This is a genomic window from Pantoea sp. BAV 3049, assembly GCF_009765445.1.
In the GTDB taxonomy this organism is placed as follows: domain Bacteria; phylum Pseudomonadota; class Gammaproteobacteria; order Enterobacterales; family Enterobacteriaceae; genus Erwinia.
Map to the genome: position 1 here is coordinate 2,928,499 of NZ_WHOY01000031.1, position 15,876 is coordinate 2,944,374.

The following is a 15,876-nucleotide window of genomic DNA, read 5'->3' on the forward strand; positions in this document are numbered from 1 at the left end:
CCCTGGGTTGTTAAAGAAGAATGGCGGAGATAAAGTTCTGCATCCGCGGATTTTGCGGATTGAGCAGGATGTCTTCAGGCGCACCGCGTTCAATGATGCGCCCCTCATCCATGAACACCACCTGGTTGGCCACTTCACGGGCAAAGCCCATTTCATGGGTCACAACCACCATGGTGGTTCCCTCTTTTGCCAGCGTGCGCATTACGGCCAGCACTTCCCCGACCATTTCCGGATCCAGGGCAGACGTTGGCTCATCAAACAGCATCAGCTTGGGTTTCATCGCCAGCGCACGAGCAATGGCCACGCGCTGCTGTTGTCCTCCGGACAGCGACTGCGGATAAGCATGGGCTTTGTTCGCCAGCCCGACCCGATCCAGCAGCGCAATCGCCTCTTCCGTTGCTTCGCGTTTTGGTCGCAGCAGCACACGGCAGGGGCCTTCAATCACATTTTCCAGCGCGGTCTTATGCGGGAACAGGTTAAAGCGCTGGAACACCATGCCGGTCTGCAGGCGCTGACGGGCGATTTGCTTGTCGCTCAGCGGGTGCAGTTTGTTCCCGGCGATGCGATAGCCAGCCAGTTCGTTATCGATCCAGATCCCACCCTGGTCGACCTTCTCCAACTGATTGATGCAGCGCAGAAAGGTACTTTTCCCCGACCCGGACGGCCCGAGAATGCACATGACCTCGCCGTAATTCACCTCCAGACTGACGTCTTTCAGCGCGTGAAAGTTGTCGAAATATTTGTTCACCTCAACGGCACGGACAATATTCCTCATCGCAATTCTCCTTAGTTACGGCGGCGCTGGCCGCGAGAGAAGTAGCGCTCAAGACGGCTCTGCCCGAACGACAGCACGGTCACGATAATCAGATACCAGATGCCCGCCACGAACAGCAGCTCCATCACGCGCGCATTGGCGTAGTAAATGTTCTGCGTGTTGTAGAGCAGTTCGGAGTACTGGATCATGCTTGCCAGGCTGGTGGTCTTGATCATGCTGATAAATTCGTTGCCCACCGGGGGCAAAATGACGCGCATCGCCTGTGGCAGAATGATGCGGTGCAGCGCCTGCAGACGCGGCATGCCAATCGACTTGGCCGCTTCGTACTGACCGGTATCCACCGACAGCAGTCCGGCACGCACCACTTCCGAGGTGTAAGCGCCCTGATTAATACTCAGCCCCAGCAGCGCGGCGACAAACGGCGTCATCACATTGACCGTTTCCACGCTGAACACGCCGGGGATCGAGATGGTCGGGAACACCAGCGCCAGGTTAAACCACAGCAGCAGCTGCAGGATTAACGGCGTGCCGCGAAACACCCACGCATAGCCTACCGAGATGTAATGCAGCACCGGATTGGGCGACATATACATAATCGCCGCCACCACGCCAAAAAAGATGCCCAGCGCCATCGCCAGAATCGACATCACCAGTGTGTTCACGACGCCATCAAGAATGGCGCGGGCGGTAAAGAACTGCCCGACATAGGACCACTCAATTTTGCCCTGCGAGAAAGCGTGAACCAGCGAAGCCAGCAGCAGGATGATCACCACCGTCGCGGTGATCCGCCCGTAATAGCGCTTCGGCACCATCTCATACTGCTTGAGATCGTATGAGGGCTCGCCCTGCGCCCGGATGCCTGCGGCACCGGGGTTTTGCGAAGTATTCATTGAGCCTCCGGAGTTAAATTGACGGGTTACAGACGGGGGCCCTGATAAGCGTTAACCCAGTCGGTCTGCTGCTGCATACGCGCCTGCAGACGGGTGATTTGTTCGGTGACTCGTGCCGGGGACGTGCCGCCAAAACCGTCACGGGAGTGGATTGCCGCTTCCAGCGTCAGGGCGCTGCGTACTTCCGCAGTCAGCCGCGTGTCCACTTCTGCCAGCTGTTCGTCGGTAAGATCGGTGAGTCCCTGTTGATGGAATTCACACAGCTGCACCAGCTGGCCGGTGATTTCATGGGCTTCTTTGAATGGCACGCCGCGCATCGCCAGCCAGTCGGCCACTTCGGTCGCCAGCGTAAAGCCATCCGGAGCCTGTGCCAGCAGCTCTGCCTCGTTCACCTTCATGGTTTCAATCATTCCGGCCATCGCCGGCAACACCAGCAGCAGCGTGTTGACGGAATCAATCGCGCTGCGCTTGTCTTCACTCAGATCGCGGTTGTAAGAGAGCGGCATCGCCTTCATGGTGGCGAGCATCGCGGTGAGATTGCCGATCAGGCGGCCACTGCGGCCACGGGTCAGTTCGGCAATATCCGGATTCTTTTTCTGCGGCATAATCGAACTGCCGGTAGCGTAGCTGTCGCTGATCTCCACCCAGCGGAACTGGCGGGAGGTCCACAGACATACCTCTTCGCTGATGCGCGAAAGGTTGACGCCGATCATGCTGGTGATAAACAGAAATTCCGCCACGTAATCACGGCTGGCAACGGCATCAATCGAGTTCTCACATGCGCCGAGATAACCCAGTTCCTGCGCGGACATTTCCGGCCGACGGGCAATAGCAGATCCGGCCATCGCGGCGGAGCCTAATGGTGAGAAGGCACTGCGGCGATCCCAATCCTGCAGGCGATCGATGTCCCGCGAGAAAGATTGAGCGTGTGCCAGCAACTGATGGCCAAACACAATCGGCTGAGCCTGCTGCAGATGGGTAAAACCCGGCGCGATGGTATTGGTATGCTGTTGCGCCTGCCCTACCAGCGCCTGCTGGAGTGCCAGCAGCGCGGTAGTGATTTTGCGGACGTTGTCACGCAGGTAGAGGCGCAGATCGTTAACAGTCTGATCGTTACGGGAACGACCGGCACGCAGCTTACCGCCCAACGCTCCCAGCCGTTCAGTCAGCACACGTTCGATAAAAGTATGCACATCCTCATCGGCGAGGATCGGGTCAACTTTCCCGGCGCGGTAATCCGCATCCAGCTGGTCGATTGCGGCAACCATTTCCACCGTTTCCGCCGCAGTCAGCAGACCGGCACGCTCCAGTTCATGGGCATGAGCCCGGCAGCCCGCCAGGTCGTAGGGGGCCAGAGCGAAATAGTATTCCGGACTGCGCGACAGCGCGGTTAAGGCGGCGGCAGGCGCACTTTTGAAACGGGCACCCCATAAACGGTCGGCACTGTCAGACATAATTCCTCTCTTAGCACAGGTTTCCGCTGCCGGAATAAGAAAATCTTCTGATTGCGGCATCATCGATAAATAAAAGTTATTTTTGGCTGCCGTCTGGTAATTAGCGGCTAATTCAGGTTCACTCTTACTTTCACTGCATTTCTTTCGGGGATGAATAGTTAATATGGAAAGTAAGGTTTCCAATATGGGAAACATGAATTATCCCCGCACGGATAATTCCGCAGTCACCATTAACAATGTCGACCTGAAATTATTGCGGGTATTTAAATGCGTGGTGGAAGCAGGCGGCCTGACCTCGGCCAGTCACGAACTGAATATTGGTCTGGCGGCAATCAGCAAACAGGTCTCTGATTTGGAGATCCGCCTGGGGATGACGCTGTGCAGCCGGGGGCGCGAAGGCTTTGAGCTGACAGAATACGGTATCACCGTGTATCAGGCGACGCTGGAGCTGTTTGCTTCGCTGAGCACCTTTCGTGAAAGGCTGCATCACAGCCGCAGTGAATTGCTCGGCGACCTGAGCCTGAGCGTGGTGGATAACACTATTTCCGATCCAAAATCGCCGGTCACCAAAGCCGTGCAGCAGCTGCATAAGGCTGCACCAAAAGTTAACATTCGCCTGCAGACCGCCCATCTGGATGATATCGAAAAAGGATTAACGGAGGGGCGATTTAATTGCGCAATTGCGCCGGTTTATGAGGAGAAAAGTGATTTCGACTATTATAAAATTTACACTGAAATCTCCTGTTTATATTGTGGCAGCGATCACTCTTTATTTCATAACGAGAACAACAGCATTACACTTGAACAATTAAAACAGCAGAAAATAATTAATCATACCTACGTCACACATCGCCATGGCAATAAGCTTTTTGCCTTTAGCGAAAGCAACATTCAGGCGGTGCAGGTAGAGGCGGTGGCGATGCTGATCCTGACCGGCCATTTTATTGGCTATCTGCCCGAGCATTATGCCCGTCGCTACGTCAGCGAAAATAAACTGCGCTCACTCGGCCCGCCTGAATTACAAATGGAAACGCCCTTCTGCCTGATCATTAAAAAAGGGCGCAAGATTAATCAGATCATCAAGCTGTTCATGGAGTCCCTGGGGATCGCCTGATGCCGCACTATAACAGTGCATCAGGCGGAACAGCTCCGGCAGATCAGAAAGAGTAACCCACCCCGATGTTAAAACCACTCATGGTATAATCCTTACCTTCTATGCTTTTCCGGGTTCCTTCATAGCCCAGATCCAGCACCAGGTAGCTGACCGGATTAATCTGTAGGCCGCCACCCCAGGCAAAGCTGGTGGCGTGCTTCATGCCATAAAGATTGTCATCCCCGGCAAACGGACGGCTCCCTGAACTGTCCCGTAGCGGAGAGTAACTCACCTGACCATTATTCACACCGACCAGCCCGTACAGGCTGACATGCCGGTTAATACGGTATGCCGGGCCAACCAGCAAACTGGTCGTTTTTACTCTGACGTTGTTTTTCACCGTGCTGCCATTGCTGCTCAGCCCATCGTAAGGATCGCTGCCTGAAACAAAGCTGAACGAACCGATCAACCCGTACCGGTTGTTGAACTCGTAGCGGTATTTAAGGTTAATACCGGCAAACTGGTTAAAATGCTTCACTTCCTGATAGGCATAACCGGCTGACAGGGTATGGGTCTCGGCGTGGGCTGCGCCCATCACAAAAATGGCAGCCAGAGCCGCCCGGGGGAGGGTTTTCAACATGTTCAATATCCTTATCCTTCAATCCATCTATTCGTGCTGCACACGACAACCAGAGGTCCACTGCAGTCTTTGCTGCTGCAAACAAGGGACGCCGCCAGTCGGGCTGACCGGCGGCCCGGCAACTTTAGAGAGTCTGCTTTGACTGCGCAATAATCTTGAACATTTTTCAGACAACAGCCCGCCCCGGAGCAAACTGGCCCGCCGGTCAGGCGGGATCCAGAAACTTGTACATCACTGTGGTGGCATCCAGCACCCCTTTGGTGGATAAAGCGTAATGCGGAATGCGCCCACTCACCTGCCATCCTCCCTTCAGATAGAGCTGCTCCGCCACATCTCCGCTACGGGTATCCAGCACCAGCAGCGTTCTGCTTGCCTGGCGGGCAAGCTGCTCGCCACGACTCAGCAGCTCACGTGCAATCCCCTGGCGACGCGCATCCGGATGGACCAGAAGTTTGGAAATTTCCGCCCTGTGCTGACCGTTCGGCATCATCCCCAGCACCACGATTACCGTACCGACAATGATGCCATTCTGCCGGGCGACCAGCAGCTGCCTGTCACCGCTGGCAAGGCTGCTGAGCACGCCCTGCCAGAAATGACGCATTGGCTCCGGCTCAAGGCTGATAAACCCCACGCTGGCATCCTGCGCCACGCAGCCAAGAAGTACGTTAACCAGCGATGACAGCTCTGTTTTTGCCTGTTCCGCATTCAGGTTTTCATAGTGGGTGTGAGTCATTGCGTTTCCATTCTGAAAGTCGTGAGATATCTCCCGAATTCCCCCCTTCCAACTTGTACAGAAAAATATCAGTTGTACAACAATGAAGAGTTCGCTACGGTAAGAGTGTAAAGGTCAGTACAGAGGAATTTAATGGCATTGTACAGCATTGGTGATGTTGCCGAACGTTGCGGAATTAATCCGGTCACTTTGCGCGCCTGGCAGCGCCGTTACGGATTACTGAAGCCTCAACGCACTGAAGGGGGTCACCGCCAGTTTGATGATGAAGATATTCAGCGCATTGAAGAGATCAAACGCTGGATCGAGAGTGGCGTGCCCGTCGGAAAAGTCAAAGCGCTGCTGGAAGGCGACAACGTTAGCATTCATGATGGATGGGTCACACAACAGGAAGAAATGATGACGGTACTCCGTCATGTCAGACCCGCCAAACTCAGAGCTAAAATCGCCGCCATCGGCCGTGAAAACCCGGCCGACGCGCTGATCGACCATGTGTTCATTCCTATCAGGCAGCGCCTGGGTTTGGATCAAAATACGGCCAGAGCCATGTGCAGTTTGCTGGACGGCGCTTTAATTGATTATGTTGCCTTTTGTTTAGCCGGCAGCAGAAAGCGACACGGCAAGGATGCATTGATCATTGGCTGGGGCACGGATGACCGCACCCGCATCTGGCTGGAAGCCTGGCGGCTGTCCCAGCAGGGTTGGCGCATGGATGTGATGGCTGAACCGCTGGACCTGCCGCGCCCTGAACTTTTTCCGGGACAGAACATTTTTGTCTTTACCGGCAAACCCCTGACCCGTCGTCAGCAGGAACAACTTTCACACTGGCAGGAGCAGGGATTTTTAATCACCCATCTGGGCAGTTGAGGAGTGATTCATTACGCAGCAGACAACGCTGACAAAACTGGTGGCGTTTTATCAGACGCTCGACCTCAGTCAGCAGCAGCTGGCCGAAATTTATCATGATGACGTATGCCTCGCCGACCCGGTGGGTGAGCATAACAGCCTGCCAGTGGTGGAAAACTACTTCGCCTCGCTGCTGAAAAACTTGCACTACTGCCGGTTTGAAGTCCCGGAGTCCCATCTCCCTGATGGGGCTGCACTGCTGATCTGGCAGATGATTTATGCCCATCCAGCCCTGCAACGCGGGGCTAAGCAACAGCTGTCAGGCAGCAGCTACCTGCAGTTCCGCGACGACAAAATCAGTTTTCAACGCGATTACTACGACATGGGCGCCATGCTGTACGAAAAGATCCCCGTGCTGGGCCGGTAATCAGACAGCTTAAAAAGAGGTTAACACCATGAAACGGGTACTGATTACTGGCGCAAGCTCCGGAATTGGCTATCAACTGGCCCTTGATTATGCCGCCGATGGCTGGCACGTAACCGCCTGCGGACGTAACCGGGCAAAGCTCGAAACCCTGCGGGAAAAATTCAGTAATATGGTGCTGTGCGAATTTGATATCACTGACCTGGCGGAAACCCGCCGCGCGCTGGACGGCAAAAGCGCTAACCTGGTGATCCTCTGCGCCGGAACCTGTGAATACCTTAATCATGGCGTGGTGGAAGCAGAGAAAGTCCACCGGGTGATGAGTGCCAACTTCAGTGGTCCGGTCAACTGCCTGGATGTGTTGCTGCCTCAGCTGGCCCCCGGCAGCCGTGTGGCGCTGGTTGGCTCGACTGCAAGCCTGGTACCCCTGCCCCGCGCCGAAGCCTATGGCGCTTCTAAAGCCGCGCTGACCTATTTCGCCCGCAGCCTGGCTCAGGACCTTAAACGACAGCAAATCGCCATCAGTCTGGTGCAGCCCGGCTTTGTTGATACGCCACTGACCAGGCGCAATGATTTTGCCATGCCGATGATGATCAATGTCGGGCAGGCATCACGCTATATCCGTGATGGGCTGGCGAAGGGCAAGGCCGAATTTGCCTTCCCGCGTCTCTTTTCCATTATTCTGCGCATCACCTCACGACTGCCGAATGCTATCCAGCGTCTTCTCACCCAGCAGATAGCGAGGTAAGAGTGAAAATAGCCATTGTTGGCAGTGGCATTGCCGGATTGAGTTGCGCGTGGAAGCTGGCTTCCCGTGCGGAAGTTCACCTGTTTGAAGCAGGCGATACGCTGGGCGGTCATACCGCTACGGTAGATATCAGGGGGGCAGACAAACACTATGCTATCGACACCGGTTTTATCGTCTTTAACGATCGTACCTATCCGCGCTTTCTCTCGCTGCTGGCCGAGCTGGGTCTGGAGAGCAAGCCAACGGAAATGAGCTTTTCGGTGCGAAATAATCAGAGCGGGCTGGAGTATAACGGCCACTCGCTGAACAGCCTGCTATGTGGGAACGGCGGGTGATATTATTGGCACAGCGCAGGGACATGCGGCAGGCAACGCTTTCAACTGGCGTTACACCATGACGGTGAAAACCGACTCCAGCAGCTACAAACTGAACTTTGACGACTGGATTTACCAGCAGGATGCCCGGCACCTGATGAACGTCACTTCAATGAAAAAGTTCGGCATCGAAGTGGCCCGCGCCACGCTGTTCTTTAACAAAGAGCGCGAAGCCGGGCAATAAAAAGCCAGCAAAGGCTTAACCCGCGGGTGCGAAAGGCGATATACTTTGCCCTCTTTCAGCTTCAGACAAACGGGCAAGGGCATGAACTGGCAAAAAATTGGTGTGATCTGTATTTTCCTGATGATGGCGCTTGGCGGCATCGGCGGCGTCATGCTGACCGGCTACACCATTCTTATCCGTTCTTAAACTGTCGCAGCAGGCGTTCAAAAAGGCGGTCAGTCACGATCGCCAGCAGCGCCACCAGGCAGGCTCCCTGAATGACGTAGGCGGTGTTAAAACCGCTGAGCCCTATTATCACTGGCGTTCCCAGCGTTTTAGCTCCCACCGTGGAAGCGATGGCTGCCGTGCCGATGTTGATAATCACTGAAGTACGGACCCCGCCAAGGATCACCGGAGCCGCCAGCGGCAACTCCACTTTCCACAAAATCTGCCACGGGCTCATCCCCACCCCTTCAGCAATTTCCCGCGCACTGGCCGGTACTGCGCCAATCCCGGCAATGGTTCCCTGCAATACAGGCAAGAGTCCGTACAGCACCAGCGCAATAATGGCCGGTTGCTCACCAAAGCCCATCACCGGCACGGCAATCGCCAGCACCGCAACCGGGGGAAACGTCTGCCCTGCAGCCACCAGCGTTTCGACCATCGAGCGGAATTCTCTGCCCGCCGGACGGGTCACCAGAATGCCAGCGCCCATACCAATGACCACCGCGAACAGGCTGGAGAGCGCCACCAGCTCAATGTGCGCCAGCGCCAGTTGCAGGAAGCTGTCCTGCTGATAGAGCGGCCGGTCAAGCTGCGGGAACCAGTGGGCAAACAGCGGCCCGCTGTAAGGCATCAGCACCAGCAGCGCAATAAACAGCGCGATCAACCACAACAGAGGGTCGCGTATCCGATACATGTTAATTTCCCCGCTGCCGCAGCAGGTCTGCGAAGTGCAGCACGCCGAGAGGTTGCTGACAGCTGTCGACCACCGCCAGACGATCGGTTTGCCGCGCGATAAATTGCGACAGCGCTTCGCGCAACGTCATGGTTTCCGGAATCGCGTCCTCTTCCAGCCACTCGCCACGGCGCGCAGCTGCCCCCGCATTGCCCAGCGACAATAACCTGACGCCCAGCTCACTGCGGCCAAAGAAATCACGCACAAACTCATTGGTTGGCCGGGTCAGCAATTCAACCGGGGTGCCCTGCTGCACCACTCTGCCTCCATCCATCAGCACCAGCCGGTCAGCCAGCGCCAGCGCTTCATCAATGTCGTGGGTGACCAATACAATGGTGCGCCCGGAGAGCTGATGAATACGTACAATCTCCTGCTGTAAGGCCGCACGGGTGACCGGATCGAGCGCGCCAAATGGCTCATCCATCAGCAGCACTTCGGGATCGGCCGCCAGCGCCCTGGCCACGCCGACACGCTGCTGCTGCCCGCCAGACAGCTGATGGGGATAGCGATGGCGGAACTGCTCATCGAGATTTAGCAGTGCCAGCAGCTCACTGACCCGATCGGCGATTTTCTGTTTCGACCAGTTCAGCAGAGCGGGCACGGTGGCGATGTTTTTTTCCACTGTCCAGTGGGGAAACAGGCCAATTGACTGAATGGCATAACCCATTCTGCGACGCAGCACCTGCGGATTGAAACTGCGGATCTCCTCCCCGGCGAACTGGATGGTGCCCTGGTCGTGTTCGATCAGCCGGTTGATCATTTTCAGCGTGGTCGACTTTCCGGAACCAGACGTACCGATCAGGACAGTGAACTCCCCTTTGGCAATATTCAGCGTCAAGTCGCTGACTGCGGGTTTTCCGGCAAAGTGTTTACTCACCTGGTTGAAGTTGATCATCGGCGCTCCGCCTCAATAACTGAAATCAAAAATTTGAACAGGGCATCGGCAATCACCGCCAGCGCAATCACCGGGGTCACGCCCAGCAACACCAGATCCAGCGCGCTGCTGAGCAGCCCCTGAAAGATGATCGCGCCAAATCCCCCGGCACCAATTAACGCGGCTATCACCGCCATGCCAATGGTCTGGACGGTGATCACCCTCAGCCCGGTCAGCAGTACCGGCAGCGCCAGCGGCACTTCGGCATGCCAGAATATCTGCCCGCGAGTCATCCCCATGCCTTCGGCGGTTTCGATCACCTCTTTCGGCACATTTTGCAGGCCAGTGACCACGCTACGCACCAGCGGTAACAGCGCGTAGAGCACCAGAGCAATCAGCGCCGGTGCCATACCAATACCACTGACACCAAGTTCAGCCAGCGCCGGAAAAGCGCGTGACAATCCGGCCAGAGGCGCAATCAGCAGGCCAAAGAGCGCGATGGAAGGGACGGTCTGGATGACGTTCAGCAGGGCAAACACTGGCGACTGCCCCGCCGGATGACGATAACAATACCAGCCCAGCGGAATACCAATAATCAGCGTTGGCAGCAGCGTGCCGAGCAGCAATAGCAGATGACGTGAGAGGGCTTCATCGAAAACCTCCTGACGGTTGGCGTACTCTTTCAGTAGCGCCAGTTGATCGAGCTGGCCGCTGAGTAATAAAACAATGACCGGTAACCAGATTTGCCCGTTCAGCAACAGACGCCACAGCGCACTTTGCGTCACCCGGCTGATGGCATCCGCCGCGATCAGCAGGCAAAGCCCGGCTGAGAGCCAGAAGCCACTGCCGTAAGAGGTGCGGGCCAGCGAACTGCCCTTCTCAGCCAGCGTGCTGGCTTCATGGCCGCCAAGTGCAATCAGCGCAATAAACAATATTTCGCTGATGATCGCAATCAGTGCTAACCCGGAGCGGGTTTGCGGCAGAAACGCCATCCCCCCCAACAACACCGCAGGCAGCAACAGCATCAGCCCGTCCCCCTGCAACAGCTGATGCAGAGGCAGCGGCTGACCTGAAACCAGCCTGTTTGGCGCGTAATTCAGAAATGGCAAAGCGGCCGCAGCCGCCACCAGAAGGATCGCCAGCGTCAGCACGACGCGGTTATGAATAGTGAAGCGCAAAATTCCCCCGCAAAATATCCGCCCGGCCCGGGCAAAAAATCACAGCAGTTTTTTCTGCTGCAGATAGTCTGCGGCCACTTTTTTCGCGTCCATCCCCTCAACGGCGATTTTGGCATTCAGCTCCTGCAGGGTCTTCTCATCCAGAGAGGCGAAGACCGGCTTCAGCCAGTCAGCAATCTGCGGATACTCTTTCAGCACGGCATCGCGGATCACCGGCGTCGGTGCGTAAATCGGCTGTACGCCTTTTGGATCGGTCAGCGTCTGAAGGCCCAGCGCCGCCACCGGACCATCGGTCCCATAAGCCATCGCCGCGTTCACGCCGGATGTTTGCTGGGCCGCGGCTTTGATGGTTACGGCGGTATCTCCCCCGGCCAGCGACAGCAGCTGATCCTGTTTCAGCTTAAAGCCATAGGCTTTCTGGAAGGCCGGTAAAGCATCCGGACGTTCGATAAATTCTGCCGAGGCGGCCAGCTTAAACTCCCCGCCTTTTTTCAGGTAGGCGCTGAGATCGTCCAGAGAAGTCAGTTTGTTCTTCTCTGCCAGATCCCCACGGATGGCAATAGTCCAGGTGTTGTTGGCCGGTGAAGGCGTCAGCCAGGTGAGTTTGTTTTTCTCTTCATCCAGCTTTTTCACTTTCTCATAGCCAGCCTGAGCGTTTTTCCACGCCGCGTCGTGCTCATCATTGAAGAAGAAAGCGCCATTGCCGGTGTATTCCGGGTAGATATCCAGCTCGCCTGAGGTGATCGCACCGCGAACCACCTGAGTGGTGCCAAGCTGAACTTTGTTGATGGTCTTCACCCCATGCTTGTCGAGTACCTGCAGGATGATATTGCCAAGAAGTGACCCCTCAGTATCGATTTTAGATCCCACTTTTACCGGATCTGCCGCCTGCGCGGTCCCTGCCAGCGCCAGCAAAACAGCCAGCGCGATCGTGCCACTCCGTCCCGTTATCTTGGTCATTTTTCTTTTCCTTTTCGCCAGTTTAGTATCAAGCGTAGTCCAATAATTGATCGGCTTAAACCAGACGATTAAAATCCACTCACCCTGTGCTCAAAAGGTGTCCCATTTAAGGCCGCTCTTTTCAATGACCATTTAGTTTTAAGTTATAACCAGCTGGAATTTATGTCTGTGGCCGGCGAGAGTATTCTCTGGGCTTATTCTTATAAAACGAACACAACATCATGACTGATTTAACTTCTTCCGCGCCGACGTCCATGGCAGGGAACACACCGACGGGCGAGCCCGTCACCATTCGTCGGGCTGCCGACGTCTCTCATCTGGTGAACACCAGCACCCAGGCCCGCAGCAATGCGCGGATTGTGATCGGTATCGCGCTGGGCGGTGTTTTCCTCGACGCTTACGATCTGGGGGCGCTGGCCTTCGGCATGAAAGATGTCACCCGCGAATTTGGTCTGTCACCCACCGGTGCCGGAATGGTGGCTTCGGCGATTGCCTTCGGAGCTATTGTCGGCGCAATGATCGGCGGCTACCTTACTGACAAAATTGGCCGCTATCGCGTCTTTATGGCGGATATGTTCTTCTTTGTGGTTGCCGCTCTGGCCTGTGCTTTTGCGCCAAATGAATATGTGCTGGCGGGTGCCCGCTTTGTGATGGGACTGGGCGTGGGGATTGATTTGCCGGTGGCAATGGCGTTCCTTGCCGAGTTTTCGAAGCTTAAGGGGCGCGGCAATAAAGCCTCCAGCATTGCGATGTGGTGCCCCACCTGGTATGCCGCCATCTCCATTTCCTATTTGCTGGTGCTGTTTTTCTATTCGGTACTGCCTGAAGCGCACTCCGGCCTGCTGTGGCGCATTATCCTCGGCTTCGGGGCGGTTCCGGCCATTCTGATTATTGCTATACGCAGCCGCTATATGAGCGAGTCGCCAGTCTGGGCAGCGAATCAGGGAAACCTGCACGATGCGGCCGCGATTCTGCGAAACTCTTACGGCATCAATGCCCAGGTGGCAAAGGATGCCGACCTGTCGCCAGAGACACCGGTCCGAAAAGCCAGCTGGCGCAATTACGGCGAGCTGCTGAAAGGTGTGTATCTGCGTCGCACTATCCTGGCGACCGTTACCGCCATAGCTTCTGCGTTTGCCTACAATGCCGTCGCCTTTGGCCTGCCGGTGATCATCTCCAGCTTCCTGGCCCAGTCAATGCTGACCACCATTCTGATCTCACTGACTCTCAACCTGCTGTTTGCCTTTGTCGGCGGCATCCTGGCCGTACGTCTGGTTCCGCGCTTCGGCGCGTGGAAAATGACGGTGCTCGGCTACAGCTTCCAGTTTGTGGCGCTGATTGGACTGGCGCTGGTCGGGAAACCGGCGGATGGCGGCCAGGCGGCCATTTCGATTGCGATGCTGGCGTTGTTCCTGCTGGGCCAGGGCTTTGGTCCCGGTTCACATACCATGACTTTCGCTTCACTGAGCTATCCAACTTCACTGCGCGGCGTGGGAGTGGGCTTTAACCAGACGCTGATGCGAGGCAGCTCAACCGTATCGCTGTTCCTGTTCCCGCTGCTGTCGGCAGCACTGAGCACCAACGTATTCTGGGTGATTGCCCTGGCTCCGCTGGCAGGACTGACTGCGCTGCTGGCCTTCCGCTGGGAGCCTTCAGGGTATGATGTAGACGCTGAGGATTTTGCCATACAGAATCACTGATTCCACTCCCCTGGCCGGTAGCACTGCTGCTGGCCATCATTGACGCTCGCCTCAGACGCTCATTTATCAGATAACCCATCCCTGACTGCTATATATTCAATGTATGCAATATATTCAGAGGAGGGGTGATGTCATCAAAAAATTATCGCCGTCATGCCTCTAACTTTATTTCGTCACAGTCAGCTAATCACTCAAGCTGAAATAACGTTAGCCAGTCTCGATCTTCCTTCTCTGGTCAAAATGCGGGCCGGTAAAAGAGTCATTCACAGCGATCCCTCGGAGTATCCGCTGATCCGGCACTGGGCCCCGGACTTGACCGAATTTCTTTGCCTGCCAGACCGGATGGAGATCTTTATCGAGGACTCTTCAGGCTAGCCAGCCAGGCGCTGGGCGGTAAAGCGCTCGAACTCGACGGGGATGCGGGCAAAGGTGTGCAGAAACCAGGGAGTGAAGCGCTCGGGGTGCCGATCGATTTCCTGCTGTATTTCCGCCAGTGAAGCATACCGCCAGCCCTCAGCCTCTTGCGGATTGGGCTGCGGCAACTCATCGCTGAAGGTGAAATAGACGTGGCCGTATTCGTGTTCGGTCAGGCCATTGTTCAGGGGCAGGTTGTAGCTCAGCTCAAACATCGGATGCAGCGTCAGGTGCAGCCCCATCTCTTCGCGCAGCCGGCGCTCTGCCGCTTGCTGGGTTGATTCCTGCGGATAGGGATGACCGCAGGTGGTGTTGCTCCACAGGCCGCCACAGTGATATTTATCGTTCGCACGCTGTTGCAATAACAGCTGGTGGCGTGAATTGAACACGTAAACGGTGACCGCGCGATGCAGCAACCCTTTTTGGTGAACTTCAAGCTTTTCCATTCTGCCGATGGGACGATCGTGGCGATCAACCAGGATAACTTCGATTGCAGACATGCGTACTCCTTAAGACTAATCGCAGATATTGTGGCATATCTTCCGGCCTTATGGCTGCATAAAATCGTGCAATTATGTGACAAAAGGTGCCGTTGAAAGCCCCATTTAGTCACATTAAACGCCTTCTGAATTAACAGCCTGCAGCGATAAAATCGCCGTTGGCGCTGACCGGTATCACCGAGAAGAACAGCACAAAAGCGAAAAATATCAGCAACAATCCGGCGATCAGTGCGGTCAGACTGTAAGCACGACTGGCAAACCGCGAAAGCCAGCCCTGATTCATCAGCAGCAGGTGGTTGCGGGTATGGGTGATCATGGTAGCGATTAACATAATGGAAAGGCTGGTGCCCACCGCCATACTCAGGGTTGCCAGCACGCCCCAACGATAAAAGCCTATCGCGTTGGCAAAGATCAAAATCAATATCGCCCCGCTACAAGGCCGCAGACCGATGGAGAAAATCACCCACAGGCGGGTTTTCCAGTCGCCCTCCAGCTGTTGTGCTGTGGGAAGGTGATTATGTCCGCAGCAGCAATTCTCCGCATGCGCACGATCGCTGTGCTTGCTGTTGCGTTGAAACAGGCTCACTTTCAGCCCCATAGCCCGCAGCAGCAATGCAATACCAAACAAGGCTATAAACACCGCGCTGCCCTTTTCCACGTAATAACGGCTGAGGCTCAGGTCGCCTGCGGACAGGTTGAAGATAACCGCCAGGATCCAGACAAAGACAATCGCCGTGATCCCCTGCATCAGGCTGCCCATCAGGGTAACCAACCGACTGGCTGCTACTTTTTCCGTGCTGGTAGCCAGCCAGGTGGTAATGACAAATTTACCGTGACCAGGCCCGACTGCATGCAGAAAACCGTAGACGAAGCCACCGAGCACCAGCATAACGCCCCCTTTAATCTGCCCGCTTTGCTGCTGCAGCATATACATCACCAGGTAGCGATGCATAGTAATCTGGAAGGCGATACAGGCCTGAACAAAATCAGCCCAGTAAAAGCTGAACAGGCCCAGCGCAAGGCAGACCAGTAGCAAAAGAGAAACGGTGTAAACAGGGTGCTGTTTCAGAACGGAAGAGTGCATAGGCGAACCCGCAAATGTTATCCATGGCGCGTTCTGAAGGTGCGATCCCGTGGGAAAAGCCCGACGCGCCT

The 15,876-nt window shown here is 55.8% G+C and carries 17 protein-coding genes and 2 pseudogenes; 8 read left to right on the forward strand and 11 right to left on the reverse strand.

The genetic code is table 11. The annotated features are described in order from the left end of the window. Positions 1 to 10 precede the first annotated feature (10 nt). From GSQ70_RS14680 to argH, 3 genes are read right to left on the reverse strand one after another with little or no spacing between them, the layout of a single operon-like run. The gene (locus tag GSQ70_RS14680) at positions 11 to 775 is read right to left on the reverse strand and encodes an amino acid ABC transporter ATP-binding protein (protein WP_158783228.1); all 765 of its coding nucleotides are present in this window, start codon (positions 773 to 775) and stop codon (positions 11 to 13) included. Positions 776 to 786: 11 nt separating this feature from the next. Beyond that, positions 787 to 1,665: an amino acid ABC transporter permease gene (locus tag GSQ70_RS14685; protein ID WP_158783229.1), complete on the reverse strand. Its 879-nt coding sequence runs from the start codon at positions 1,663 to 1,665 to the stop codon at positions 787 to 789. Between the two features lie 26 nt (positions 1,666 to 1,691). After that, entirely contained in the window at positions 1,692 to 3,119 is a 1,428-nt protein-coding gene (argH, locus tag GSQ70_RS14690) for an argininosuccinate lyase (RefSeq protein ID WP_158783230.1), read from the reverse strand. Between the two features lie 163 nt (positions 3,120 to 3,282). On the opposite strand from argH, the gene GSQ70_RS14695 reads away from it, so the two are divergent. Continuing rightward, positions 3,283 to 4,233, forward strand: a complete 951-nt coding sequence (locus GSQ70_RS14695; protein WP_158783231.1) for a LysR family transcriptional regulator — start codon at positions 3,283 to 3,285, stop codon at positions 4,231 to 4,233. 43 nt (positions 4,234 to 4,276) lie between these two features. Here GSQ70_RS14695 and GSQ70_RS14700 read toward each other — a convergent pair whose 3' ends face one another. Together GSQ70_RS14700 and GSQ70_RS14705 are read right to left on the reverse strand one after the other, a co-directional pair. Continuing rightward, entirely contained in the window at positions 4,277 to 4,852 is a 576-nt protein-coding gene (locus GSQ70_RS14700) for an Ail/Lom family outer membrane beta-barrel protein (RefSeq protein ID WP_158783232.1), read from the reverse strand. A 205-nt stretch (positions 4,853 to 5,057) separates the two neighbouring features. Beyond that, the gene (locus GSQ70_RS14705) at positions 5,058 to 5,585 is read right to left on the reverse strand and encodes a GNAT family N-acetyltransferase (protein WP_158783233.1); all 528 of its coding nucleotides are present in this window, start codon (positions 5,583 to 5,585) and stop codon (positions 5,058 to 5,060) included. 132 nt (positions 5,586 to 5,717) lie between these two features. Between GSQ70_RS14705 and GSQ70_RS14710 the strand changes: the two genes are divergently transcribed. The 6 genes and pseudogenes from GSQ70_RS14710 to GSQ70_RS14735 all read left to right on the forward strand — a co-directional run bounded on the left by GSQ70_RS14710 (position 5,718) and on the right by GSQ70_RS14735 (position 8,344). Beyond that, positions 5,718 to 6,449, forward strand: a complete 732-nt coding sequence (locus GSQ70_RS14710; protein ID WP_158783234.1) for a MerR family transcriptional regulator — start codon at positions 5,718 to 5,720, stop codon at positions 6,447 to 6,449. A 40-nt stretch (positions 6,450 to 6,489) separates the two neighbouring features. Further along, positions 6,490 to 6,855: a nuclear transport factor 2 family protein gene (locus tag GSQ70_RS14715; RefSeq protein WP_233268311.1), complete on the forward strand. Its 366-nt coding sequence runs from the start codon at positions 6,490 to 6,492 to the stop codon at positions 6,853 to 6,855. A gap of 28 nt (positions 6,856 to 6,883) precedes the next feature. After that, entirely contained in the window at positions 6,884 to 7,600 is a 717-nt protein-coding gene (locus tag GSQ70_RS14720; RefSeq protein WP_158783235.1) for an SDR family NAD(P)-dependent oxidoreductase, read from the forward strand. Positions 7,601 to 7,602: 2 nt separating this feature from the next. Next, positions 7,603 to 7,914: pseudogene (locus tag GSQ70_RS14725) on the forward strand (FAD-dependent oxidoreductase); the annotation flags it as partial. A gap of 1 nt (position 7,915) precedes the next feature. Continuing rightward, positions 7,916 to 8,158: pseudogene (locus GSQ70_RS14730) on the forward strand (DUF3833 family protein); the annotation flags it as partial. Between the two features lie 81 nt (positions 8,159 to 8,239). Further along, a complete protein-coding gene (locus GSQ70_RS14735; RefSeq protein ID WP_158783236.1) occupies positions 8,240 to 8,344 on the forward strand; it encodes a protein YohO in 105 nt (34 codons plus the stop codon). On the opposite strand, the gene GSQ70_RS14740 is transcribed toward GSQ70_RS14735, so the two are convergent. Genes GSQ70_RS14740 through GSQ70_RS14755 form a run of 4 tightly spaced genes read right to left on the reverse strand, consistent with a single transcriptional unit; the run spans position 8,331 to position 12,107 of the window. Further along, the gene (locus GSQ70_RS14740; RefSeq protein WP_158783237.1) at positions 8,331 to 9,056 is read right to left on the reverse strand and encodes an ABC transporter permease; all 726 of its coding nucleotides are present in this window, start codon (positions 9,054 to 9,056) and stop codon (positions 8,331 to 8,333) included. The genes GSQ70_RS14735 and GSQ70_RS14740 overlap by 14 nt on opposite strands. Before the next feature lies 1 nt (position 9,057). Continuing rightward, a complete protein-coding gene (locus GSQ70_RS14745; protein ID WP_158783238.1) occupies positions 9,058 to 9,990 on the reverse strand; it encodes an ABC transporter ATP-binding protein in 933 nt (310 codons plus the stop codon). Next, positions 9,987 to 11,147, reverse strand: coding sequence for an ABC transporter permease (locus GSQ70_RS14750; RefSeq protein WP_158783239.1), 1,161 nt, complete (start codon positions 11,145 to 11,147; stop codon positions 9,987 to 9,989). Before GSQ70_RS14750 ends, GSQ70_RS14745 begins: the two co-directional genes overlap by 4 nt. 39 nt (positions 11,148 to 11,186) lie before the next feature. Then, positions 11,187 to 12,107 (reverse strand): ABC transporter substrate-binding protein, encoded by a 921-nt coding sequence (locus tag GSQ70_RS14755; RefSeq protein ID WP_158783240.1) that lies wholly within the window; start codon positions 12,105 to 12,107, stop codon positions 11,187 to 11,189. A gap of 221 nt (positions 12,108 to 12,328) precedes the next feature. Here GSQ70_RS14755 and GSQ70_RS14760 point away from each other — a divergent pair, with 221 nt between their 5' ends. Next, positions 12,329 to 13,807: an MFS transporter gene (locus tag GSQ70_RS14760; protein ID WP_158783241.1), complete on the forward strand. Its 1,479-nt coding sequence runs from the start codon at positions 12,329 to 12,331 to the stop codon at positions 13,805 to 13,807. A gap of 371 nt (positions 13,808 to 14,178) precedes the next feature. On the opposite strand, the gene idi is transcribed toward GSQ70_RS14760, so the two are convergent. Both idi and GSQ70_RS14770 read right to left on the reverse strand, forming a co-directional pair. Then, the gene (gene idi / locus GSQ70_RS14765; RefSeq protein ID WP_158783242.1) at positions 14,179 to 14,721 is read right to left on the reverse strand and encodes an isopentenyl-diphosphate Delta-isomerase; all 543 of its coding nucleotides are present in this window, start codon (positions 14,719 to 14,721) and stop codon (positions 14,179 to 14,181) included. Between the two features lie 130 nt (positions 14,722 to 14,851). After that, positions 14,852 to 15,805 (reverse strand): nickel/cobalt transporter, encoded by a 954-nt coding sequence (locus GSQ70_RS14770; RefSeq protein WP_158783243.1) that lies wholly within the window; start codon positions 15,803 to 15,805, stop codon positions 14,852 to 14,854. Positions 15,806 to 15,876: the final 71 nt, after the last annotated feature.

What these genes read in the sequence shown, in the direction of transcription:
- GSQ70_RS14680 (WP_158783228.1), bottom strand. Translation starts at nt 775, where the DNA reads ATGAGGAATATTGTCCGTGCCGTTGAGGTGAACAAATATTTCGACAAC.
- GSQ70_RS14685 (WP_158783229.1), bottom strand. Translation starts at nt 1,665, where the DNA reads ATGAATACTTCGCAAAACCCCGGTGCCGCAGGCATCCGGGCGCAGGGC.
- argH (WP_158783230.1), bottom strand. Translation starts at nt 3,119, where the DNA reads ATGTCTGACAGTGCCGACCGTTTATGGGGTGCCCGTTTCAAAAGTGCG.
- GSQ70_RS14695 (WP_158783231.1), top strand. Translation starts at nt 3,283, where the DNA reads ATGGAAAGTAAGGTTTCCAATATGGGAAACATGAATTATCCCCGCACG.
- GSQ70_RS14700 (WP_158783232.1), bottom strand. Translation starts at nt 4,852, where the DNA reads ATGTTGAAAACCCTCCCCCGGGCGGCTCTGGCTGCCATTTTTGTGATG.
- GSQ70_RS14705 (WP_158783233.1), bottom strand. Translation starts at nt 5,585, where the DNA reads ATGACTCACACCCACTATGAAAACCTGAATGCGGAACAGGCAAAAACA.
- GSQ70_RS14710 (WP_158783234.1), top strand. Translation starts at nt 5,718, where the DNA reads ATGGCATTGTACAGCATTGGTGATGTTGCCGAACGTTGCGGAATTAAT.
- GSQ70_RS14720 (WP_158783235.1), top strand. Translation starts at nt 6,884, where the DNA reads ATGAAACGGGTACTGATTACTGGCGCAAGCTCCGGAATTGGCTATCAA.
- GSQ70_RS14735 (WP_158783236.1), top strand. Translation starts at nt 8,240, where the DNA reads ATGAACTGGCAAAAAATTGGTGTGATCTGTATTTTCCTGATGATGGCG.
- GSQ70_RS14740 (WP_158783237.1), bottom strand. Translation starts at nt 9,056, where the DNA reads ATGTATCGGATACGCGACCCTCTGTTGTGGTTGATCGCGCTGTTTATT.
- GSQ70_RS14745 (WP_158783238.1), bottom strand. Translation starts at nt 9,990, where the DNA reads ATGATCAACTTCAACCAGGTGAGTAAACACTTTGCCGGAAAACCCGCA.
- GSQ70_RS14755 (WP_158783240.1), bottom strand. Translation starts at nt 12,107, where the DNA reads ATGACCAAGATAACGGGACGGAGTGGCACGATCGCGCTGGCTGTTTTG.
- GSQ70_RS14760 (WP_158783241.1), top strand. Translation starts at nt 12,329, where the DNA reads ATGACTGATTTAACTTCTTCCGCGCCGACGTCCATGGCAGGGAACACA.
- idi (WP_158783242.1), bottom strand. Translation starts at nt 14,721, where the DNA reads ATGTCTGCAATCGAAGTTATCCTGGTTGATCGCCACGATCGTCCCATC.
- GSQ70_RS14770 (WP_158783243.1), bottom strand. Translation starts at nt 15,805, where the DNA reads ATGCACTCTTCCGTTCTGAAACAGCACCCTGTTTACACCGTTTCTCTT.